The organism is Halobaculum sp. EA56 (genome assembly GCF_051195075.1).
Taxonomy (GTDB): Archaea; Halobacteriota; Halobacteria; order Halobacteriales; family Haloferacaceae; genus Halobaculum.
This window is the reverse complement of sequence record NZ_JBNTJX010000014.1, coordinates 62,916-82,125: the sequence shown is the minus strand read 5'-3', so window position 1 is coordinate 82,125 and position 19,210 is coordinate 62,916. Positions and strand designations below refer to the sequence as shown.

The following is a 19,210-nucleotide window of genomic DNA, read 5'->3' as shown; positions in this document are numbered from 1 at the left end:
GTCACCGTCGACGTGACGGACGACACCTGCCCGTGGAACGACGGCACCTACCGCCTGCGCGTCGCGGACGGGCACGGGCGGGTCGACGCCGTCCGCGACGGGGCGGACGCGGCCGTCTCGCTCGACGTCGGCGCCCTGACGCGGCTCGTGGTCGGATCCCACGGCGTCGACCGGCTGGTCGAACTCGGCGACGTGACGGTCGCCGACGGGACGATCCGACGCACGCTCGCGGCAGCGTTCCCCCCGGCGGAGCCGTACCTTCGGGAGAGGTTTTGAGCGCCCCCGCTGTGGGTTCGTTTAGCGTCGCGTCCGCGGAGAACATGCGACACTCTAATGTTGGTGAGGTAATACGTCCGGCGCATGGGAGGCGACCAGATACGGATCAGTTGTCCGGTGTGCGAAGACTGGCTGGAGGCGAGCTACCGGGACACGCAGGTGCGGTGCGAGTGCGGTGCGGAGGTGGCGGTGACGGTAACCCAGATCAAGTAGGCGGTCGGACGGGGAGCCCCGGTCACGGCGTCGACACGGTATCCGGCCGGATCACGGCGGGACCCCATCGGGCGTCCCCGGGAGTGACGGTCCGCGACCGGGACCCTCGGGTTCCGGGAACGGAGTCCGAGCCGTTCGTGAGTTCATCGGTACCAATCGGCATACAATTTTTAAATTAGCAACACGATACGGGAACGTGACCGAAATGGGAGACTCAGTCGGAAATTTCGCGCTTCCCGGAACGGAAGGTGACGGAATTCGTCGATACCGGCTGAGCGACTACACGGACACCGGGGCCGTCGTCCTCGCGTTTTACCCGTTCGACTTCAGCCCCGTCTGTACCGACGTCCTCTGCCGGTTTCGGGACGCCGAGTTCCTCTCGCTCACCGAGGACGTGGACGTGTTCGGGATCTCGCGCGACTCGTGTTACGCCCACCGGCGGTTCATCGAGGAGTACGACCTGTCGTTCCCGCTGCTGAGCGATACGACCGGCCGCGTTACCGAGGCGTTCGATCTGGCGTACGACGAATGGGAACTCCACGAGGGAGTTCCGAAACGCGCGCTCGTGACCGTCGACGACTCCGACACCGTCCGCTACCGGTGGGAAACCGAGGACGCGTACGTCAGCCCCGACTTCGAGGAACTCCACCAGACGGTCCTCTCGCTGGTGGATGCCGACCCGTGACGGGAAACGGAGGGGGCGTCCCGATCCTCGCCTGCCGGGAACGCACTCGTTCGACTTCCGTATCCACCTCTTCTCCGTGATCCGAAGGCGGACTACCGTCTCAGTTTCGGTAGAACGTCGAAATTGGGTGGCTGGGGAGCCAACGGCCCAATTCAATCCGGCACGGCACCGGATTAATTTCGGATGGGCCAACGCGGGTAAGGGGTCGCCGTCTGGCGATTTTCCGATTTCGTCGGCTGTGAGACGACGCGACATACCTACACGTCCTCCGAGATATATTCCCGGCGACGAAGCATCCGCTCGCGCTCGCCCGCCTGGTCGTAATGCTGTTCCATCGTCTCCTCGGTCATGTCCACCCGGTCGCCCAGGAACGGCTTCGGCGTCCCACTGTCCAGGTGCGCGGTCACCGAGCCCGTCCGGATGGCGTGGGGGGACCGCGAGGACGGGCACTTGCTCGCCTGCCGAGGGTTCGCGGCGTCGCACTCGTCGGGGTCCCGGTCGTGGGGACACTCGACGCCGTACTTGCAGGGCCGGGTGGCCCGGTACATGTCCTGCTTGATCGTCCCGACCGCGACCCGGCCCTGTCTCGTGGTCAGCAACGGCGCGCGGTTGTGTTCGTCGACGATCTCGACCCGCGGGCCGTCGATGTAGTCCTGGATCACCTCGGCCACGCGGTCGAGCAGGTACACGTCCCGGTTCGACCACTCGCCGTTCTTGAGCGGGGTGTCCGACTCCGGGCGGTGACGAACCTGCAACGCGGGTTCGTCCGGGTCGAAGTCGCCCAGGTCGAGCGCGCGCAGGCCGCCCCGGCGCATCGAGGTGCGCCAGAGGATCAGCAGCTCGACGTGGATCCGGGAGGCGTACTTGTACTGCGCGAGGTACTCCAGCGCCGCCTGCGCCTGCGCCGTCTCCAGCATCTCCTCGTTGGCCTGGTCCGCCTTGGGGACCGTCGGGAGCAAGATCTTCTCGTGGAGGTTCTCGGGGACCGCCTCGACCGAGGCCGCGACGCGGAGGAACTGGCGCAGCGTCGAGAGCTGGCCCTGGAGGGTGATCGTCTTTAGGTCGTCATCCTCCCGGCGGTGGATGCGGAATTCATGGAGATCCATCCCCGAGAGGTCCGACATGCTGTAGATGCCGTTCTCCTCGCACCATTCGACGAACGGGCGGATGCGGTACTCATGGGACTGGAGGGTCTGTTTGGAAACCTCATCGCGACGCTGCTGGAGATAGATGTCCAGCATCGTCGAGGGAGGGACGTCTTCGAGGTCGTCGCTCATGCATTCCACCCTGACGCCGTGGGGTTATTTGAGGTCGAGCCTTGTCCGGAGTGAAAGTGAATCCACTTTCGCTCCGCGTGCGGGGCGAGACTCTTTATAGGCGATTCGGCGGATTCATTACCGCGGCTGGGGTTCTCGTACATGGCTTTCTGCCTGGATCAGGAAGCCCACGCGGGCCGGCTGCGATCACAGCGCGGCCCGCTTCTTCATGGACCCGTCGAGCAGCGACGTGTCCGGAAGTGCTTCCGTTGATACCACGCGAGGAATGACAGGTACTTAGTTCTATCTCACTTAGAAGTGAGATATTAATCAACTACTACTGAACCCCCGCTTCGAGTCCGGAGTTGATAACACGATGATTCTGGACTGTGAGTATATGCGAGCGCGGGTGGACTGGATGCAATATCCAGGCGACGACCGGATTCTGGAACTGTTAGACGAATCCGGGATGATCCTCTCACCCGCGGTTATCGCTGCAAACATCGATTTGAGTCGGGAGTATATCACGCGTCGATTGAAGGCATTGAGAGAACACGAGCTCGTTGAGCGTGTGGATACTGGTCGGGGACACCACCAGATCACTCAGAAAGGAAAAAAATACCTATCAGGCGAGTTAGACGAAAGTTGTTTGAAGTAGTTATTCGCTTGACTTTACTGCTTTATTAAGCAATACAAATACCCAAAAGCACCTTACTACTCTAAAAATAACTACGATAAACGATAGAACGGCTAAGTATCCCAATATAAGTCCTAATGTCGAATTAAAAAAGCTTTCAACAGCAAATACCGTAACAGTGAATGTATATATCCATACGACACCTATGATAGCAACTGAAAGAAAGAAAACCTGAGTTATATCTTTATAATGGCCTTGTGTCTTCAGCTTTTTTACCGCTCTATTCTTCTCAAATTGAGACTCAAACGTGTACACAATCGCAAGTACAGTGAAAAGAAGACCTAAGACTGTAGTTATAGTTGAATTGAATGGACCAATATTCTTCACAACAATTCGTGGATGACCAGCCCAATATAAAATCCCAAATACAATTATAGATATGACTACTGATATTAGAATATCTTTTCTTAACTCCTTCTTGGGTGAACTCACTGGTTTTGAATTTTAACGCTGTACTAGTCTTTGACACAATTCAGCGCCCAGTTGGGAATCGAACATACCGTAGCCAGAGGTATCTATTTTCTCTTTCTTGACGTTGTCAGCTAAATTTTCTTCAACTTCTTCATCACCTTCCAGACCCACTATTCGGAAAGTGTTCATGATTCGAGGGAAATCAATCTGGCTAATGGACTCTTCCACCGTACTGTGACCGAATCCGAGCTGCTCTAAAATGTTCCCAACCGCCTCATCAACACGCGACTCTTCAACATCGCCTTGATGTAAGCTTGCCGTAAACTTCAATCTGTAGTCGTCCGGAATTGAAGATTCCAAGCCTCCTTGGTAATCTCGTTCGATATATTCTTTTGGGTTTTTCTTAAAACTCACTTCTATTTTCTTCAAATCCATGCGAAGCAATTCATCAATATTTAGGTCATCAACCATTTCTGTCTCATATTTTAATTTGTATTGCTCGTCTAAGTCGATATGATTATCGATATGGTTTGATATTACTCCTATTCCTGGAGTTTGGAATCCGACTTCAACAAGTATTTTGAACCTGTGTGGTGCGAGCTGTACACCGTAATCAACATAATCGACATTTATGTCACCTGTTTGACCTTCATCGTCTAATTCTTCAGATAATAGATTCATTTCTCCGTCACTTGTTAACCTTACAAAGCTTGACTCATCTCTAGTCCGAACTATTACACCATGGTATTGTTCGTTCTGTATCTGTTGGAATTGTGTTGAGTATCTTTTATCCTCATTTTGAGAAATTTGCTCAAACTCTTCTGGAAAAAGTCCGCCGTCTATAGCATCGGTTGGATCAATTCTTCGTCCATCTTCGCCCTCAATCCAGAGATTATAATGATAAAACTTGGTTGTGGCCATAAGAAAGACTCACTTGTCGAACTGGTATAAAACTGATTGTTAATAGTACGGGCGCGCTCGGACCCACAGGGGGCCACTCGCGCGCCGCCTCCCCATCGGCCCGCTCTCTATGAGGAGAGAGGGAGGGATGCACGCTGATCGCGGTCCCCAGAAGATGCGCAGGGGACCAGCGGCCACTCGCTCAGTCAGGTTGAAGAAATGTAGATGTCAGAGCTAACTTTCACATAGACTCTGTATTGACCGTCTTCGTCGAGAACGTCTGTGACATAATCCAATTCTTCAACATCTTCTCTCTGGAGTCCCGCAGCCGGGATAGATACGTCGTCAGTAGTACTCCCGGAGGAATCGGGACTCTTTCTACCCTCAAATTCAGCTTCAATACGCGCAGCGGCTTTTTCGCTGTTTGACATCGTGTCTATACTTCATAAGGAGCTTAATGAGTTTTTCCCCGAGTAACAAAAAAATATTGAAATTAGCTTATTTGAGTACCTGAAGATAGCCGGCCCAATCCCGATCCGCTTCAAAGAGCCCTTCTTCGAGATTCCATGACCAAGGAGCCGTATCGTCTGGATCGTACTCTACACTCGTCGGCTCAAGTTCTCCAACGGCGCCGGAGAAGATCGCATTCGACGGCCGGTCGGCGTCGGCCGCCCAGTTCGAGAAGAACTCCGCAACCTTCTTTTCTGACTTCCAGACGCCGAGTGTCGTCAGCCGCTTGCCCTCGGGATGGTAGTCCTTCCCCGAGTGAACGACGTTCAACTGTACGTCGACGCCGAGTTTCGCCATCCGCTTGGCGACGGGCGTCCACTGCGTTGCGACCTCGCGGCTGTGAGTGCGCGCGTCCATGTGGGTCGAACACTCGTCGAGCAGCACGGCCTTCGGCCGCTCGCGATGCTCGATCAGCAGCTCGGTCAGTTCGTGCATCGACGTGACGCGGATGTCGGTCAGCGACCCGGCCGCGTTCGAGAGGACGAGGAGATCGTCCACCAGCTGCTTGCGGAGTTCGACCAGGAGCCAGGCGGCGTTCGTCTTCCCCGTCTCCGGGTTCCCACCGACCGAGACGAACGCAGGGGCGCCGTGGTTGTCGAGTTCCGCCGAGAGCTTCGAGAGCAGCCGCATTTGGGAGGCGGTCAACTCGGCTTCGGTCAGGCCGACGATCGTCGCCAGCTGCTCGCGACGGCCGTCCATCACCGCGTGGGTCGCCTCGGCGGTGTTGAGGGTGGGTTCCACCGCTTCCCGGAGGGTAGATCGGGACCAGTTGTCGACGCCCTCGAGGAACGAAAGCGCGGCCATGTGGTCGATGTCGGCGACGACGCCCGCGTGCCGATGGAGGTCCAGGGAGGTGTCCAGGTCGCCGCGGACCTGCTCGGCGAGTTTGGCGGCCGTGAACACCTGTTCGTCCACGTCGGTCATGCGGGATCACCGCCGTCGCAGACGGGGCAGATCACCTCGACGTACTCGCCGAGGTGCCAGTCGGTCACGACCTGGACGCGGACGGGCGTCGCGCAGTCGGCACAGACGGCCTCGGTCATGGGTACACCTCGCGGTCCCACAGATATTGGTGCAGAGCACCGAGGCAGAAGCCTCCGATGAGATAGATCGCCTCAGTCATCGGCGGGTGCCTCCGGTTGCTGACGCGGCAGCCCGCCGCCGGTTACGTCGCTCACGTCCAGGTCCAGCTCGGTGATGAAGTCCTCCGGGGACTCATCGTCGACGCGAGAGAGGCCGCGTTCCAGGCCGACCTCTTCGAGGGCGTCGGCGATCGCGGCGTCGAGGCCGTCGCCTTCGTCGGGGAGGGTGCCCGCCTCGAACGTCTCGATCACCTTCCGGACGCCGGCGTGTGCCGCGCGCTGGATGATGACCCAGCCTTGGGCATCGAGGCGACGACCCTTCCGGGCGTCGTCTTCCAGCTGATCGCGGCAGGTGCGGATCGCCTCGATGGCCCGCAGCAGCTCGGCATCCGAGAGGGTGCCGCGCCAGGTGCCGCGGAACTCTTTTTCTGCGAAGTCGACGCCCTGCGTGACGATCAGGTTCGGCGTGAGCCAGTACGGCGAGCCCTCGATGCACTTCCACTTATCTCTGTAAGACGATGTGGGCACGAGCCAGGCGCCACCGCCGGAACGGTCGTCGGCGTCGAGGTCGACCAGCAGGATGTTCGAGGGGTTCCACAGTAGCGATTTGACGCGCGACCAGACAGGACGCCCGACGAGGAGCGCGGACAGGCCGGCGCTCAGGCCGATGATGCGGGCGTTCCGGGGGAAGGACACGTCCAGGGCGATGGACGCGACGAGGAAGCCAGCGAGGCCAGCAGCGGCGACGTACGGCCAGCGTGCGGCGACGTACCCGACCGCACTCCAGAACGTCGACTGGCGCGGGTCGCTTTGCAGGTGGTCGGAGGTGCCCGCGCGGTTCGCCTGGGTCCGGTCGTCGGCGCGGTCACCATCGGGACGATCCTCAGGCATGGGTGGCCCTCCATGCGAGGACGGCGGTCGAGCCAGCGACGACGAGGAGGCCGGCGAGAGCTTCGAGCGCAGGCGTCATGCGATGCGCTCCCCCTCGTTGGAGTCGCCGGAGACGACCGACAACGCGCCCAGCACGACCGCGAGCGCGACGCCGAGGGCACCGCCGATCCCCGCGTCGCGCACATCGCTTCCGTCGAACGGGCCGGCGACGAGATCGCCGCCGCGGTCGGCGTCGAGTTTGGTATACACGCCCGCGTCGACCGTGGTCGAGGTCGTGATGATCACCTCGCCGGTGGGCGCGGCAATCTCGACCGTCGTCGAGCCGCGGGTCAGCTCACGTTGGACGATGGCGCCGCGGTTGCTCCCGCGCTGGGAATTCTCGACGGGCGCCGTCAGCGTGAGCGAGGGGCGGTAGGCGCTGCTGTTGAACACGATGGTGAAGCGACCGTCCGAGTAGGACCAGCTCTCGATGTAGACAGCATCATCGCCGTACACTTGCGCTTCTCCGGGGCGGTCGCCGTCGGCAGGCCCCGAGGTGGGTTCAGCGGTCGGGGTCGCGGTCGGGGACTCTTGCGCGACCGCCGCCAGCGGTGTGGCGAGCAGGCCGATCAGGAGCAGCCCGACCAGTATGGTGCGGACCATAGGACGCGCCGCCGGAGTCGAACCGGCGTGAACCGACCGCGGGCGCGTCGAAGCAGGGAACCACGGACTCAGAAGGGGTTCAGCTGGTCAGCGATCACCCCCTCTATCCAGTCGATCACCTGACCGGCGAACTGGCCGGCGAGGTCGAGCGCGAAGCCCAGCACGTCGACGCCGCCGAGCTGGAGCAGCACCAGGGCGGCGACGATCCCATAGGTGACGAGGCCCGGCCGCGGGAGCAAGCGCAGCAGGACCCACCACACGGTTACTCACCTCGCTTGTTGCCCTGGGCGTACGCCAGGAGGCCGACGATGGCGAGCGCACCCAGGAGGTACTTAGGGTCGATGGGGGAGCCTCCGGAGCCGTCGCCAGCAGCGGCTTGCTCCTTCGACTCCATGTCCTTGCGCAGTTCCTCGATGCGCTCCATCTTGTCGAGCAGTTCGCTCGTGTTGGAGGTCTTGTAGACCACCTTCGTCGTGGTCACGTTCTTGATGGTGGTGCCGTCGGTCGAGGAGATCGACGCGATTCGGAACTCGCCATCAAGATCGAGCTTCTGGCCGTCGGTGGTGACGAGGAACACCGGGCCGTCGATGGTGGAGGCGTTGTAGGTCGTGTTGGCTTCCCAGGTGCCGTTCGGCGCCTGGCGAGCCATCACGAGGCCGTGGTACTCCACGTTGTCGACCATCACGGTCATCGTCCCCGTGCCGTTCAGCTCGGGCGTGTCGAGGCCCAGCGCGGAGAGGGCGGCAACGGTGTTGTAGAGGTTTCCGGAGTCGGTGCTGTAGTCAGCTCCGTACTTACTCATTTGAGTGACTGACGACAGTACGTCAGTCGCGTTGATCGTGCCCGCCTGGTAGGCGTCCCAGGTGTTGTTGACGAACGGATCGACCTCTGTCTGGAGGTTGTCGTTTTGCTCTTGGATCCGATTCCACTGCGTTTTGAACTTCGCGAGCTGCGTGTAACGCAGGTCCTCGTAATTGGAATCCGGGGCCGAAATATTGAGGTTCTGGATGGTCCAAGAGTCTGAGCTACCACTATCGGGGTTGTAGTAGGTCTTTTGACCGTCGTTGATCCCGAGGGTGACGTTCTGGCTCGATTGGTACCAGGTGCCGGCGAACTTGAATTCCTTCGCGCCGACAGAGGTACCGTTGACGAGAGTAATGGTCCCTTCCGTTTTGTTCAGGTACTCCGGGCCGATCCCGTCATTCCCGTCATACGTGAAGGCGACATAGAGATAGCCGTCAGAGATATTGGACTCATTACGGGCGCGACGGTCCAGAATCTCATAGGCGACAACGGAATTGTTCCACTGTTCGATGAGATTCAGCTGTTTGATTGCGTAGTAGTTGGCGATAGCCTGGCGTGCCTTGTTCTTAGCTACAGCCTTCGATGAGCCATTCTTATATGCCTCAGCGATGGCCGCCTCCGCGCGCATCCACGCAGCGGCACTTGTGTCGTTCAGATAGTTGTCAGTGACCGTCAGGTGAGTCTGGATAGCGGCCTTTTGAGAGGTACCGGCGTTGTAGATGTCTACCTTTGTTTGGTTAGTAGACGCTTCCCTCACCTCTTGAACGGAGCTGTCGGTGTGTGAGCCACATTTGTCGAAGTTGACCTGCCAGAAGGTAGCGAACCCGACCATGGCGTCGAGCGGTGAACAGTCATGACTCGCGGAGGCGGGTTGCACACCGACGCCGCCAGCCATCAGGCTCATAACGAGCATGACAGCGAAGATAGGTGCAAGCAGTTTGGAGCGGTCGAGGTCGAACACGGGTCACCTCACGGCGACGGCCCAGGAGACGACCGTCGCGAGGAACGCCAGCTGCATTCCCAGCGGGTCGCCGATCCCGAGCAGGAAGTCGGTCACTTCCGCGGTCAGGTACTCACCGAGGATCACAGCCGGCCCGAGGCCGATCGCGACCTGCTCCCAGGGCTCGTAGTTCTCGAACTGGCGAGTGGTCGAGCCGGCGAACGCGACGACGAACGCCGCCATCGACACCAGCACCGCGTGTTCCGAACCCAGGGTGTACGACAGCCAGGTGAGTTCGACCGTGGCGATGCCGCCGAACTGGTAGAGGCCGGCCAGGAGGTACGCCGCGGACAGGTACGCGGGGATGGTGCGGATGTTGGCGTAATCCCCGAGGACGCCGCTCATGCGCGAGGAGTACGCCATCAGTCACCCCCAGCGAAGCGGGCTTCCTTGGGGTAGTATTCGGTCGTCTCGCCGTCGGAGTCCTCGAACGTCTCGGCGTCCTCGGCTACGCGGACGGCCATGGTGTTGCCCTCGACGAGCGCGGCGATCAGCTGGTTCTTGAGCGTCCCGTTCAGGTACATGGGGCGCCCGTCCAGCTCGATCACGCCGTTGAATCCGGCGGTCGGGTTGTAGCCGGTGATGCGGCCGGAGACAGTCTCGCCGGGCTCGGGGTCGATCCAGTCGCTCCCGCCGGAGTCCTCGGACGTGTCGACTGGGTCGAGGTCCTCGAACGCCGGGGTGTTGGCTTCGGATGCCATTGCAGCCCAAGCTACTAGCCCAGGGGGTCTAGGCGTTCGTACGTTCCGGTGAAAGTGAAACCGGACCGACTTAGATAATGTATCGGGATGTTTTGTTTAAAATACCTGAAACAAAGAACACTCTTATTTATTCTACAGAACCTATTAGATAGTAGAAAAAATGGCGGCTGAATGCGCGCTGTGTGGTGAGGTAGCTCAATTAAAAGACAGCCACATTATTCCGCGATTTGTTCTGAAATATATAAAAATTTCCGGAGCTACACCATTTCTAACCAAGATCGATGACCCAGAGAACAGATTTCAAGATCATACAGAAGAACTACTCTGTGGTGCATGTGAACAAAAGCTAAACCAATTTGAGAATCCTTTTGCTGGCCATATATTTTATCCCTATGTACGAGATGGAAAGAAAAATCTGGAATATAGCAAATGGCTTCAAAAATTTATAATATCGGTTGATTGGCGGATTATAAAATCGGAATTATCCGCTTGGGAAGAACTTCCTGCCCATGAACGCCAGGCGGTTATTAGTGCGAAAGAAATTTGGATTGATATTTTAAGAGGGGACAAATCGCTTAAAAATGATCCTTTCACGCATCACATAATATTATTAGATGACCTGGATCTCCGCACCGATCCCAGTGAGCTACCGGAGAAGTGGGAATTTTACAGAGGCAGAGCTGTGGATGCAACTGTGACCGAGGGAATAGAAACTCACTACTATTTCAAATTTCCTGGTATTGCGTTCATTTCCTGTATACAACCGACAGAAGTCCCTGGATTCAGGAATACACGAGTCTATCGGACGGGTGAAATAGGACCGTCCCAGTCAATTCCGAGAGAGTGGGAGTCATTCCTCCTGAATCGGGTAGAAAAGGCGTTTAGCCACGATATATCAGATAAAAGACACGAACAAATTACGGAGTGGATTGAGGAACGACCTGAGCGAGCTATTGAATCAAAGACTTTCCAGACGTGGGCGGAAGAAATGGAGAGAAAAATAGAAAATCACGATCCTACTGACTATTTGACTGGTAGAGAATGCCCAATCTGTTTCACTGATCATCGAGTGATTGAATCACTTCCCGAGCGGCCAATAAATGAGTCTGAAGCCAAAACACTAGCAGAGAAGTTTGTGTTCTTCAAGCCTATTTATATTCAAGGAAAAATAGAACACCCAAATATGCCAAACAATATAGCCCCAACTATCGTTTTCTCAACTGAGGCGAAAACATTTCAGATTGCTCTTTATACTGACATCGGATGGGTTGTAGAGAAAGAAATAGAACTATCTGAGGGAATGAACCCCGAGAAAATAGGCGAAATGTTATGGAATGAGACACGTAATAGTTATGCTGAGTTTGCAAATAAGCACCGTTAGAAACGCTCATTTCCCGTTGTTAGGTCAGTTACAATCTGGGCAGAGATAGATGAGTGGACCAGGTGCCCAGCCTAACCGGAGATGCGAACGCAGCCTACCACTCACCGTAGTAGTTTGACGCCTCCGGCGGGTCTGGCCGCTCACCGTCGTACTTCATTTCTTCGCGGGGGTCACGGTGTTTGGACACCGGGTGGTACATCAATACGTGATCCGCGGGATCAGGTTCCTCTAACCCGTGACCGACGAGGTGACCTGCCATCATCTCGGAGTTGTGGGTCGCGAAGTTGCATTTGCCACAGCGCCACACCTCACCGCTATGGAGCGGCTTCGAGAGTCGCGTTTGCTCCCGGATTCGTTTCTCAGGGAGGTGTAGCGTTACCATGTCCACACCACCATCACCGGGTGCGTGTTCCTGGCCGTCGGCGTCGACGATCGCCTCCAGTTCCCATTCAGGTTCGAGCGGGTCGGGTCGGACGAACCCTTCCGAGTCGGGGCCGGCGTGATCACCGTCGAGGAGATCGCCGACCAGCTCGATGTGCTGGGGGTCGATATCGAGGCGTCCGAGCAGCGCGACCGGGGAGATCGTGGCGTCGGGGTGGGCGTCGAGCCAGCGGGACACGCGCTCGCGGACCTGCGCTCTATCGAGGCTCTCACCGGCCCGTCCGGCAGCTCGGGCGTCAGCCCACAGCTCCGACAGCGACGGTTCAGCGTCCGGGTCGGGTGGACCGTCGGGCAACTGTTCGGCCAGTTCTTCATCGGGAACGGGTTCGTCAAGACGTGACTGAGAGATCGCCCAGCCGGAACCGCAGCACTTGCACACGACATCCGGGCCGTTCGCGTCCGACCAGCGGACGTTCTCGCCGTGATCGACGGACTGTCCGGCCGTCTCAGATTCGGCGCGCTGGTGGCAGGCGTCGGCGGCGATCGCCTGGTTGACCGTTTGTGAGCGAGTCGTTCGTTGCCGGGCGGTCGACCAGTACAGAGTACCCCACGCGAGGTATTCGATCGGCCTGTCTTCGAGGCGTTCGTCGTACGAGCCGCCCATGTACGCCGCGAGGTACGAGCCGAGGTTGCCGACCTCCATGTTGACCGAGATGCAGCCGTTGTCTTCCTCTTCGTAGGAACGGATGGATTCGTAGTCGTGAGCGCTCTTTCCGGCAGGTTCGCACACGTCCAGGTGCTTGTCGATCACGCGCTCTAACTCGCCGCCGATCCGTTCGGCGTCGAGTCCGGCGGCGTCGAGGTAGACACCGACGTGGACGTGTGTATAGCAAGCGTTCACACCTGAGTTCTCACCGAGGCCATGGGGCTCGGCTTGGAGCCAGTAGCCCCAGCGTTCAGAATCCAGTCCGAGGTGATATTCCATCACGTTGCGGAGGGTGTCGCGGACGCCCTCGTAGCTGAATGAATCGTGTACGGCGTCAAGGTGGTCGACGGGCGGTAGACGGGATCCTTCAGGCGTCGAGGAGGCGGAGAGGGTAACCATCGCGGTGGCGGGGCGAACCCACGCAGCGACGGCTTCGCCGCCGGACGGGCGTTCGCCGCCGCCCATTTGCCGTTCGAGGGCGCGGGCACGAGCGTACTGTTTCGCGTGGTACTCTTTGCCCCAGGCGTCGGTGAGCGGGAGTTCGAACGAGTTCTCGCCGTTGGAGAAGCGTGCGAGCATCCCGTCGTACTCCAGATGGGCGGTGAGAAACGCCGCGAGTGCATCACTCCACGTCGCCGCCTCACGCTTGACCAGCTCGGTCGTGCAGAAGGCGGATTCACCGAAGGTGTCGGGTTCGACCCACGAATCCGACCAGTCGGCGTCGGTGACGATACGGCGGAGGCTCCGGCCGTGGGTGCGAGAGAGCGGGAGGTCGGCCAGGTCGGGGTACTCCCGGCGGAACTCGGTGACACGCTCGTGGACGATCGCGGGAACGCTATCCCCGGCTGCATCGAGAGTAGCGGGCGTTACAGAGTTAGTCTCCTTGGAAGGCCAAGACGCACCGCTCTCCGCGGTGGGTGCGTCCCCGGCGGTGGGCTGCTCGCTACTCACTGGACCACCGGGTGAGAGTGACCTGCTTCGTGGCTACCGGGGAACCACTATCCGCGCGCGTTGCTCGCGCGCGAGTGACAGAGCGTGACCGCCGCTCGTTTTCGGTCGGCCCGGTCGGGCCTCCCTCTGGCGCTCGGGCTGCGCGGTCGGGGGCAAGCCCCCGCTCCGCGCCGGCTCCGGCCTCGGCGCCGCTCGGGGCGCTCGCGGCGCCGCGGGCGGCCTCCGCCTCTCCCTCGCTTGCGGCGGGTGTGAGGTCGAGCGGGGTCGCCTCGATTGCCCAGCGGAGTTCGGGAAGGCGGTAGTCGACGGGCTCCCGACGGAGATCGGGGATGGAGAAGCACCGCGGACACTCCCGGTGTCGGGCGTGATCAGCTCGGTCGTCCGCGAGGGTGAGCTGGTCGCAGCCGCGACACTGGTATTCGATGAACTCGGGCGAGTCCATCAGTAGTCACCCCGCACGTCGGCGATGGCCGGCCGGTCGCCGCCGTCGTCGCCTCGACGACAGACGGGACAGAGGTCGGTCCGGGGCGGGTCGGGTTCGACCATCCCGACGCCGCAGCTCGTGCAGCGGTACTCGGTGCCGGTCACCGGCCCACCTCCTGGAGGGCTTCCCGAACGTCGGCGTCGGTTGCCTCGGTCGCGGGGTGGGGGAACCGCGCGCGAGTCTCCGGGTCGTAGAGATCGGAGGCCGGGACGAAATCCGGCGTCACGCGGACCACCCCGTTTCGGCTAAGATTAACCGCCCGACGGCTTCGGGGGGTACCAAGAAGTATTCCCGAACAAGACGAGGGACTACCGTCTCAGTTTCGGTAGAACGTCGAAATTGGGTGGCTGGGGAGCCAACGGCCCAATTCAATCCGGCACGGCACCGGATTAATTTCGGATGGGCCAACGCGGATTTGAACCGCGGACCTCCCGGTTATCAGCCGAGCGCTCAACCTGACTGAGCTATTGGCCCAGGCGAGCGCATCTCCGAGTAGTGGAAGGGATTGGTTAAGCGTTTCCGTTCGGCACCGCCGTCACGTCAGGCGATCGCACGCCCCGACCGGGGTCAGCGCTCGGCGTCCCTGTCGCCGTTCCCGTCGACCTCCTCGAAGTCCACGTCCACGACGTCCCCGTCGCGGGTTCGGTCGTCGCCGGCGTCGGTTCGACCGAACCCGCCGCCCGTCCCGCCGTCGGTCCCGGTCCGGGCGTCGCCGTCCGCGTTCGGGAAGCCCGCGGTCCAGACGGTGCCGGTGACGAACCCGTCGGCCTTGCTGTCGAGGTACGGGACGACGACGTATCGGCGGAGCACCTCGCGGATCGGGTACCTCGTGGGCGGGATCGCCAGCAGGAACCCGATCACGTCGGTCACCAGCCCGGGCGTGAGCAGGAACGCGCCCGCGGCGATCAGCAGCGCGCCGTCGAGCAGTTCCCCGGTCGGCACCTCCCCGGTCGCCAGCTTCCGCTGGACCGACCGGAGGGTGTGGCGCCCCTCGGCGCGCACGAGGAGCATGCCGAGCAGGCCGGTGAGGACGACCAGCGCGACCGTCTGCACCGGCGAGAGGACGTTCGTTGCCACCCACAGCAGGAACGCCGCGTCCGCCAGCGGGATCGCCAGCAGCGCGACGAGCAGGTAGCGAGCCCGGATGCGCATACCACGGCTTCCCGAGCGGCGTGTATAGCCCTTTTCGTTGTCGCACCCCGGTTGCGCGGGCCTCCCCGCCCCCGCCCGATCCGGCTCACCCCGGACCGCCGCGGGAACGCCGACTTTACGCCCGCCCGTCCCCGAACGCCGGTATGACCGACGAGACGCGCGTCGAGTGGCGCGAGTGGGGCGTCGACGCGTTCGCCGCGGCCGAGCGGACCGGCACGCCGGTGCTGCTGTTCCTCACGGCGACGTGGTGCGACGACTGCCACCGGATGCTGGTCGAGACGTTCGGCGAGCCGCGCATCGCCGCCAACGTCAACGACGGCTTCGTCCCGGTGAAGGTCGACGTGGACCGCGAGCCGCGCGTCCGCGAGCGCTACAACATGGGGGGGTTCCCCTCGACCGTGTTCACCACGCCGAGCGGAGAACTCCTGTCGGGCGCGACGTACCTCGGCCCGGAGGGGTTCCGGTCGGTGCTCGACCGCGTCCGCGAGACGTGGGACGAGCGCGGCGAGTCAGCGGGCCGGGTGCCGCGCGCGCTCGCCGGCAACGACACGCCCGCGGGCCCCGTCACCGGGTCCATCGAGGAGCACCTCGCCGGGCAACTCGACGCCCAGTGGGACCACGACTTCGCCGGGTGGGGCGACGACGCGAAGTTCCCCATGCCGCGCACGGTCGAGTTCGCGCTCAAGCGCGACCGGCACAAGGCGACCCGGACGCTCGACGCGGTCGACCGCAACCTCGTCGACGACGACGGCGGCGTCTACCGCTACGCGGCCGCCCGCGACTGGTCGAACCCCGCCCGCGAGAAGCTCCTCCCGGACCAGGCGGGCGTCCTCCGGGCGTTCGCGAACGCCTACCTCTACACCGGCGACGAGTCCTACCGGGAGACGGCCGACGGCGTGCGCGGCTTCCTCCGGGAGCGCCTCTGGTCCGGGTTCGCCTTCGGCGCCAGCGTCGGCCCGGACGGCGAGCGCACCGACCTCACAGCGTACGCCGGCGGCAACGCCCTCGCCGCCGACGCGCTGCTCGCGCTCGCGGCCTACACGGACGACGAGCGCGCCCGGGAGTCCGCCGAGGCCGCGCTCGGGTACCTCCGGGAGTCGCTCGTCGACGACGACGGGACGGTCCGCCACGCGGACGAGGACGGGACCGAGACGGACCTGCTCGCGGACGTGGCGCGCGTGACCGCCGCGTTCTGTCGCGCTGAGTCCGTCCTCGGCGAGGGGGTCGGCGTCGCCCGCGCCGTCGCGGACCGCGGCGTCGACGTGCTCGGCGACGCCGACGCCTTCCGCGACGGCCCGCCGTCGGGCGCGGGCCTGCTGGACCGCCCCCTGCGGCCCATCGACGGGGTGGTGGAGTTCGCGGACGCCCTGCTCGATCTGGCCGCGCTGACCGGCGAGGACGCCTATCGCGAGCGCGCCGAGGCCGCAGTCGGCGCCTTCGCCGGCGCGACCGAGCGAATGGGCGTGCAGGTCGCCGGCTACGGCTCCGTCGCGGGCCGGCTCACGCGCGACCCGCTCGTGGTCGACGTCGGCGCGCCCGCCGGCTCCGACCTCCACCGCGCGGCCCTGCGCGTCGCCGACCACGAGAAGGTCGTCGTCTCCGACAGCGACCGGGTCCCGGCCGGCGCGGCGGGACTCCGCGGCCGCGACGCAGCACCCGCGGAGTCGCCGGACGCGCTGATGCGCCTCGTCGCCGACGCCGCCCGCTGACTCCGCCGCACGCGGTAAACCAGGGGTGAGTTTTTGGTCCAGCACCCACAGGCAGGGGTATGGCAGACCTCCGCGACCTGGGCCTGTCCGAGTACGAGTCGCGCGCCTACCGCGCGCTGCTCGACGCCGGGCCGGCAACCGCCAAGGAGTTGTCCGAGGCGAGCGGCGTCCCCATGGGTCGGGTGTACGACGTGCTCAACAGCCTCGAAAGGCACCGTCTCGCCCGGAGCCAGGCGGCCAGCCGGCCGAAGAAGTACCTCGCGGTCGAGCCCGACGCCGCCCTGGACCGCCTGCTCGAGCAGAAGAAGCGGGAACTGGAGGAGCAGGCCGAGCAGTACGAGGAGGTCGTCGAGGAACTCGGCGCGGAGCTGGAGGCCGGTGAGCCCCCCGACGAGCAGTTCTGGACCGCCGCGCTCGGCCCCGAGGAGACGGCGGACCTCCTGCTGGAGCGCATCTCCGCGGCCGACGACCGCGTGGTGATGATCGCCGCCGCGCCCGCCTCGGGCCTGGACATCGGCGACGTCGGCGACGCCGTCGCCGAGGAACTGGAGGCGGCCCTGGAACGGGGCGTCGACGTGTCGCTGCTGCTCTCCGAGGAGCTCCCCGAGCGGCTCCCCGAGAGCGTCGGTCGGCGGTACCTCGACCGCATGGCCGACCGCCCGAACTTCGAGGTGCGGACGGCGCCGGGGCTCAGGGGGACGTTCACGCTGGTCGACGACGCGGAGGTGTGCATGGAGGTGCCGAGCCCGGTCGACCCGGGGGAGTCGTTCGCGATGATCGACCTGAAGGACCCCGAGTTCGCGGGCGACGCGCGGCGGACGTTCCGCGGGCGGTGGGAGGACGCCGAACCGCTGTCGATCTGAGGCGGCGGGGTCCGGCCCCCTACCGGTCCAGCTCCGACCGGAGCGCGCCCATCGTGATGTCGCGCTCGGCGTGGGCGTTGTGCTGGTGGATGGACTCGTCGTTCGACTGCTTCATGTGGACGACCACGTCGTCCGCGAGGTGGTCGTAGCGCTCGACGACCTCCTCGGCGAGGGCGCGGACGCAGTCCTCGACGAACTTCGCGTCCGTGTGCGCCTCGTAGGTCATGTGGTCCTCGTCGGGGCGCTTCGCGTAGTTGTAGATGCGCGCGCTCATCGCCTCGCGGGCGGTGTCGATCACGTCGAGCAGGTCCACGTCCGGCGAGCCGTCGTCGGTGAACGTGAGCGTGGCGTGGCCGCGCTGGGAGTGGCCCGGCTGGGGGACGGCGTCGAGGAACTCCTCGGCGGTCTCGTCGTCGACGCCGAGGTCGTCGAGCTTCTTTCGCGCGCGCGACTCCGACATCCCCTGCGAGCAGGGGCAGACGGTCATGCCCGTGACCTCCGCGCCGATCTCCTCGCGGGTGCCGTCCTCGTCGGCGACGGCGGAGGCGATCACCGACGACGTGGACTGCGTCTCGCGCCCGGAGGCGGGCGTGTCCTCGCGCGTCACGAGCTCGGCGGTCATCTCGATCTCCGCCGTCGAGGTGTAGTCGTGCTTGTTCAGCAGGCGCTCGGCGGCGTCGCCGCAGACGTCCTCGATGCGGTACGCCTCCTCGCGGGTGGCCGCCTCCAGTACCTCGTCGATGACCTCCATGTTCCGGCTCATGTCGATCCCCTTGCGCTCGCCGGGCAGGTCGACGAACACGGAGAACTCCGCCATGAACACCCACGGGCGCTCGCCGCCGCGGTCGATCTTCACGAGCTTCTCGACGCCGGTGACGCCGACCTGGCTCAGCCCGACCGAGACGTCGGGCCGCGACGCCTGTACGTCCGGCAACTGGTGACTCATTGAGTGGATACTCCCAGGGGTCGACGCTGATTAGTGGTTTCGAAAGCTGAAGTCCCGGCTACGACCGGCCCGCCTCCTCGAGTCCCCGCTCCAGGACGTACCCCCACCGCTCGTACCCGCGGTCCCCGTAGAACGCGTGGACGTCCTCCTTCGACAGCGGCGACGCCAGCGCCACCCTGTCGAGCCCCCGGTCGGCCGCCCACGCCTCCACGTGGTCCACGAGCGCGGTCCCGTACCCCTCCCCCCGCCGGGGCTCGTCGACCACGAGGTCGTACAGCCACGCGAGACGGACGTGGTGAAGGTGCCCCGCTACGAGGACGCCCGCGACCCCGACCAGGTCGCCGTCGCCGACCCCGACCAGGTCGCCGTCGCAGGCAGCCGCTCCCCCGTCCTCGTGACCGGTCCCCTCGCTCGCCCCCTCGACGGCGCCGAACAGGTGGTAGTTCTCCTCGCCGGTCCAGTCCAGCACCTCCCCGGCGGTCGCGTCGCTCCAGAGCTGTCGGACGATCGGCACGGCCTCCCGCCGGTCGGCGTCGCTCGTCAGCGGACGGATCTCCATGCCCCGCCTG

Annotated in this window: 24 protein-coding genes and 1 tRNA gene; 6 read left to right on the top strand and 19 right to left on the bottom strand. The window is 62.7% G+C overall.

Going from position 1 to position 19,210, the window contains the following annotated elements; translation table 11 throughout:
• Together ACQUQ1_RS17775 and ACQUQ1_RS17770 are read left to right on the top strand one after the other, a co-directional pair.
• A partial coding sequence (locus ACQUQ1_RS17775; protein WP_435065642.1) for a sterol carrier protein domain-containing protein occupies positions 1 to 276 on the top strand: 276 nt, incomplete at its 5' end.
• A gap of 418 nt (positions 277 to 694) precedes the next feature.
• Positions 695 to 1,174, top strand: coding sequence for a redoxin domain-containing protein (locus ACQUQ1_RS17770; protein WP_435065641.1), 480 nt, complete (start codon positions 695 to 697; stop codon positions 1,172 to 1,174).
• Between the two features lie 257 nt (positions 1,175 to 1,431).
• Here ACQUQ1_RS17770 and ACQUQ1_RS17765 read toward each other — a convergent pair whose 3' ends face one another.
• Positions 1,432 to 2,451: a tyrosine-type recombinase/integrase gene (locus ACQUQ1_RS17765; RefSeq protein WP_435065640.1), complete on the bottom strand. Its 1,020-nt coding sequence runs from the start codon at positions 2,449 to 2,451 to the stop codon at positions 1,432 to 1,434.
• Positions 2,452 to 2,827: 376 nt separating this feature from the next.
• Between ACQUQ1_RS17765 and ACQUQ1_RS17760 the strand changes: the two genes are divergently transcribed.
• Positions 2,828 to 3,088 (top strand): winged-helix domain-containing protein, encoded by a 261-nt coding sequence (locus ACQUQ1_RS17760; RefSeq protein ID WP_435065644.1) that lies wholly within the window; start codon positions 2,828 to 2,830, stop codon positions 3,086 to 3,088.
• Here ACQUQ1_RS17760 and ACQUQ1_RS17755 read toward each other — a convergent pair whose 3' ends face one another.
• The 11 genes from ACQUQ1_RS17755 to ACQUQ1_RS17705 all read right to left on the bottom strand — a co-directional run bounded on the left by ACQUQ1_RS17755 (position 3,089) and on the right by ACQUQ1_RS17705 (position 10,068).
• Positions 3,089 to 3,559 (bottom strand): hypothetical protein, encoded by a 471-nt coding sequence (locus tag ACQUQ1_RS17755; protein WP_435065639.1) that lies wholly within the window; start codon positions 3,557 to 3,559, stop codon positions 3,089 to 3,091. It lies immediately after the preceding gene.
• A 12-nt stretch (positions 3,560 to 3,571) separates the two neighbouring features.
• A complete protein-coding gene (locus ACQUQ1_RS17750; protein WP_435065638.1) occupies positions 3,572 to 4,459 on the bottom strand; it encodes a hypothetical protein in 888 nt (295 codons plus the stop codon).
• 185 nt (positions 4,460 to 4,644) lie between these two features.
• The gene (locus tag ACQUQ1_RS17745; RefSeq protein ID WP_435065637.1) at positions 4,645 to 4,869 is read right to left on the bottom strand and encodes a hypothetical protein; all 225 of its coding nucleotides are present in this window, start codon (positions 4,867 to 4,869) and stop codon (positions 4,645 to 4,647) included.
• A 67-nt stretch (positions 4,870 to 4,936) separates the two neighbouring features.
• Positions 4,937 to 5,872, bottom strand: a complete 936-nt coding sequence (locus tag ACQUQ1_RS17740; RefSeq protein ID WP_435065636.1) for a hypothetical protein — start codon at positions 5,870 to 5,872, stop codon at positions 4,937 to 4,939.
• Positions 5,869 to 5,991 (bottom strand): hypothetical protein, encoded by a 123-nt coding sequence (locus ACQUQ1_RS17735; RefSeq protein WP_435065635.1) that lies wholly within the window; start codon positions 5,989 to 5,991, stop codon positions 5,869 to 5,871. Before ACQUQ1_RS17735 ends, ACQUQ1_RS17740 begins: the two co-directional genes overlap by 4 nt.
• A 72-nt stretch (positions 5,992 to 6,063) precedes the next feature.
• Positions 6,064 to 6,921 (bottom strand): hypothetical protein, encoded by an 858-nt coding sequence (locus ACQUQ1_RS17730; protein ID WP_435065634.1) that lies wholly within the window; start codon positions 6,919 to 6,921, stop codon positions 6,064 to 6,066.
• Positions 6,922 to 6,996: 75 nt separating this feature from the next.
• Entirely contained in the window at positions 6,997 to 7,563 is a 567-nt protein-coding gene (locus ACQUQ1_RS17725; protein ID WP_435065633.1) for a hypothetical protein, read from the bottom strand.
• A gap of 68 nt (positions 7,564 to 7,631) precedes the next feature.
• Positions 7,632 to 7,802, bottom strand: coding sequence for a hypothetical protein (locus ACQUQ1_RS17720; protein WP_435065632.1), 171 nt, complete (start codon positions 7,800 to 7,802; stop codon positions 7,632 to 7,634).
• A 23-nt stretch (positions 7,803 to 7,825) separates the two neighbouring features.
• Positions 7,826 to 9,328 carry a hypothetical protein gene (locus ACQUQ1_RS17715; RefSeq protein ID WP_435065631.1) on the bottom strand — a complete coding sequence of 501 codons (1,503 nt, stop codon included), beginning with the start codon at positions 9,326 to 9,328 and terminating at the stop codon, positions 7,826 to 7,828.
• A 3-nt stretch (positions 9,329 to 9,331) separates the two neighbouring features.
• Positions 9,332 to 9,730, bottom strand: coding sequence for a hypothetical protein (locus tag ACQUQ1_RS17710; RefSeq protein ID WP_435065630.1), 399 nt, complete (start codon positions 9,728 to 9,730; stop codon positions 9,332 to 9,334).
• Positions 9,730 to 10,068: a hypothetical protein gene (locus tag ACQUQ1_RS17705; RefSeq protein WP_435065629.1), complete on the bottom strand. Its 339-nt coding sequence runs from the start codon at positions 10,066 to 10,068 to the stop codon at positions 9,730 to 9,732. Before ACQUQ1_RS17705 ends, ACQUQ1_RS17710 begins: the two co-directional genes overlap by 1 nt.
• A gap of 160 nt (positions 10,069 to 10,228) precedes the next feature.
• Here ACQUQ1_RS17705 and ACQUQ1_RS17700 point away from each other — a divergent pair, with 160 nt between their 5' ends.
• On the top strand, positions 10,229 to 11,449 hold the full coding sequence (locus tag ACQUQ1_RS17700) for a hypothetical protein (RefSeq protein WP_435065628.1): 1,221 nt from the start codon (positions 10,229 to 10,231) through the stop codon (positions 11,447 to 11,449).
• 94 nt (positions 11,450 to 11,543) lie between these two features.
• On the opposite strand, the gene ACQUQ1_RS17695 is transcribed toward ACQUQ1_RS17700, so the two are convergent.
• The 5 genes from ACQUQ1_RS17695 to ACQUQ1_RS17675 all read right to left on the bottom strand — a co-directional run bounded on the left by ACQUQ1_RS17695 (position 11,544) and on the right by ACQUQ1_RS17675 (position 15,117).
• Positions 11,544 to 13,487: a hypothetical protein gene (locus ACQUQ1_RS17695; protein WP_435065627.1), complete on the bottom strand. Its 1,944-nt coding sequence runs from the start codon at positions 13,485 to 13,487 to the stop codon at positions 11,544 to 11,546.
• 441 nt (positions 13,488 to 13,928) lie between these two features.
• The gene (locus ACQUQ1_RS17690) at positions 13,929 to 14,075 is read right to left on the bottom strand and encodes a hypothetical protein (protein ID WP_435065626.1); all 147 of its coding nucleotides are present in this window, start codon (positions 14,073 to 14,075) and stop codon (positions 13,929 to 13,931) included.
• A complete protein-coding gene (locus ACQUQ1_RS17685) occupies positions 14,072 to 14,197 on the bottom strand; it encodes a hypothetical protein (RefSeq protein ID WP_435065625.1) in 126 nt (41 codons plus the stop codon). Before ACQUQ1_RS17685 ends, ACQUQ1_RS17690 begins: the two co-directional genes overlap by 4 nt.
• Positions 14,198 to 14,371: 174 nt before the next feature.
• Positions 14,372 to 14,445, bottom strand: a tRNA-Ile gene (locus tag ACQUQ1_RS17680).
• 93 nt (positions 14,446 to 14,538) lie between these two features.
• Entirely contained in the window at positions 14,539 to 15,117 is a 579-nt protein-coding gene (locus ACQUQ1_RS17675) for an FxsA family protein (RefSeq protein ID WP_435065643.1), read from the bottom strand.
• A gap of 149 nt (positions 15,118 to 15,266) precedes the next feature.
• On the opposite strand from ACQUQ1_RS17675, the gene ACQUQ1_RS17670 reads away from it, so the two are divergent.
• Both ACQUQ1_RS17670 and ACQUQ1_RS17665 read left to right on the top strand, forming a co-directional pair.
• Positions 15,267 to 16,832, top strand: a complete 1,566-nt coding sequence (locus ACQUQ1_RS17670) for a DUF255 domain-containing protein (protein WP_435065624.1) — start codon at positions 15,267 to 15,269, stop codon at positions 16,830 to 16,832.
• Between the two features lie 59 nt (positions 16,833 to 16,891).
• Positions 16,892 to 17,695 carry a TrmB family transcriptional regulator gene (locus ACQUQ1_RS17665; RefSeq protein ID WP_435065623.1) on the top strand — a complete coding sequence of 268 codons (804 nt, stop codon included), beginning with the start codon at positions 16,892 to 16,894 and terminating at the stop codon, positions 17,693 to 17,695.
• A gap of 19 nt (positions 17,696 to 17,714) precedes the next feature.
• Here ACQUQ1_RS17665 and mptA read toward each other — a convergent pair whose 3' ends face one another.
• Positions 17,715 to 18,641 (bottom strand): GTP cyclohydrolase MptA, encoded by a 927-nt coding sequence (gene mptA, locus ACQUQ1_RS17660; RefSeq protein ID WP_435065622.1) that lies wholly within the window; start codon positions 18,639 to 18,641, stop codon positions 17,715 to 17,717.
• Positions 18,642 to 18,699: 58 nt separating this feature from the next.
• Positions 18,700 to 19,200 carry a GNAT family N-acetyltransferase gene (locus ACQUQ1_RS17655; protein ID WP_435065621.1) on the bottom strand — a complete coding sequence of 167 codons (501 nt, stop codon included), beginning with the start codon at positions 19,198 to 19,200 and terminating at the stop codon, positions 18,700 to 18,702.
• Positions 19,201 to 19,210: the final 10 nt, after the last annotated feature.

Excerpts from the sequence above, each read along its gene's own strand:
- ACQUQ1_RS17770 (WP_435065641.1), top strand. The coding sequence starts at position 695 with ATGGGAGACTCAGTCGGAAATTTCGCGCTTCCCGGAACGGAAGGTGAC.
- ACQUQ1_RS17765 (WP_435065640.1), bottom strand. The coding sequence starts at position 2,451 with ATGAGCGACGACCTCGAAGACGTCCCTCCCTCGACGATGCTGGACATC.
- ACQUQ1_RS17760 (WP_435065644.1), top strand. The coding sequence starts at position 2,828 with ATGCGAGCGCGGGTGGACTGGATGCAATATCCAGGCGACGACCGGATT.
- ACQUQ1_RS17750 (WP_435065638.1), bottom strand. The coding sequence starts at position 4,459 with ATGGCCACAACCAAGTTTTATCATTATAATCTCTGGATTGAGGGCGAA.
- ACQUQ1_RS17745 (WP_435065637.1), bottom strand. The coding sequence starts at position 4,869 with ATGTCAAACAGCGAAAAAGCCGCTGCGCGTATTGAAGCTGAATTTGAG.
- ACQUQ1_RS17740 (WP_435065636.1), bottom strand. The coding sequence starts at position 5,872 with ATGACCGACGTGGACGAACAGGTGTTCACGGCCGCCAAACTCGCCGAG.
- ACQUQ1_RS17735 (WP_435065635.1), bottom strand. The coding sequence starts at position 5,991 with ATGACCGAGGCCGTCTGTGCCGACTGCGCGACGCCCGTCCGCGTCCAG.
- ACQUQ1_RS17730 (WP_435065634.1), bottom strand. The coding sequence starts at position 6,921 with ATGCCTGAGGATCGTCCCGATGGTGACCGCGCCGACGACCGGACCCAG.
- ACQUQ1_RS17725 (WP_435065633.1), bottom strand. The coding sequence starts at position 7,563 with ATGGTCCGCACCATACTGGTCGGGCTGCTCCTGATCGGCCTGCTCGCC.
- ACQUQ1_RS17710 (WP_435065630.1), bottom strand. The coding sequence starts at position 9,730 with ATGGCGTACTCCTCGCGCATGAGCGGCGTCCTCGGGGATTACGCCAAC.
- ACQUQ1_RS17705 (WP_435065629.1), bottom strand. The coding sequence starts at position 10,068 with ATGGCATCCGAAGCCAACACCCCGGCGTTCGAGGACCTCGACCCAGTC.
- ACQUQ1_RS17700 (WP_435065628.1), top strand. The coding sequence starts at position 10,229 with ATGGCGGCTGAATGCGCGCTGTGTGGTGAGGTAGCTCAATTAAAAGAC.
- ACQUQ1_RS17670 (WP_435065624.1), top strand. The coding sequence starts at position 15,267 with ATGACCGACGAGACGCGCGTCGAGTGGCGCGAGTGGGGCGTCGACGCG.
- ACQUQ1_RS17665 (WP_435065623.1), top strand. The coding sequence starts at position 16,892 with ATGGCAGACCTCCGCGACCTGGGCCTGTCCGAGTACGAGTCGCGCGCC.
- mptA (WP_435065622.1), bottom strand. The coding sequence starts at position 18,641 with ATGAGTCACCAGTTGCCGGACGTACAGGCGTCGCGGCCCGACGTCTCG.
- ACQUQ1_RS17655 (WP_435065621.1), bottom strand. The coding sequence starts at position 19,200 with ATGGAGATCCGTCCGCTGACGAGCGACGCCGACCGGCGGGAGGCCGTG.